Raw genomic sequence first — 390 nt, 5'->3', positions numbered from 1 at the left:
GGATCGAAGAAGCCGCCTAGCGGCCGGCCATCCGCAGAAAATTACACTCAGAGTACTAAGTCCCGCGATCGCCCGGCCCAAACCGGGCGATTATTTTGTCTAGCACTACAAACATAATTCCGAGCACAAGGAAAACGACGGTCAATATCATCGAGTTCACGAGCACGGTCGTCAGCCCGAGAGCGTTGACGTCGAGAAACGGATACGGGTAGCGTCCGGTTGATGAGCCGCGGATCAAAACATAAGGCAGGTATAAAAGAGGATATATCGTCCACGAGATCGGCGAGCCCCAGGAAAGTTCTCCTTTGGGTACGAACAGCAACCAGTAGAACCCGTAGAAAACCGGGACGACGTCGTGGGTCAACGTATCCGCGGCGAGCGCGGCGCCTG

1 protein-coding gene is annotated in these 390 nt (G+C 55.4%); it reads right to left on the bottom strand.

Going from position 1 to position 390, the window contains the following annotated elements; translation table 11 throughout:
* Positions 1–55: 55 nt before the first annotated feature.
* On the bottom strand, positions 56–390 hold a 335-nt coding region (locus I6F37_RS44105), incomplete at its 5' end, for a Pr6Pr family membrane protein (protein ID WP_225155001.1).

This window comes from Bradyrhizobium sp. NBAIM08 (assembly GCF_020193935.1).
Classification (GTDB): domain Bacteria; phylum Pseudomonadota; class Alphaproteobacteria; order Rhizobiales; family Xanthobacteraceae; genus Bradyrhizobium; species Bradyrhizobium yuanmingense.
This window is presented reverse-complemented; position numbering and strand designations above follow the sequence as displayed.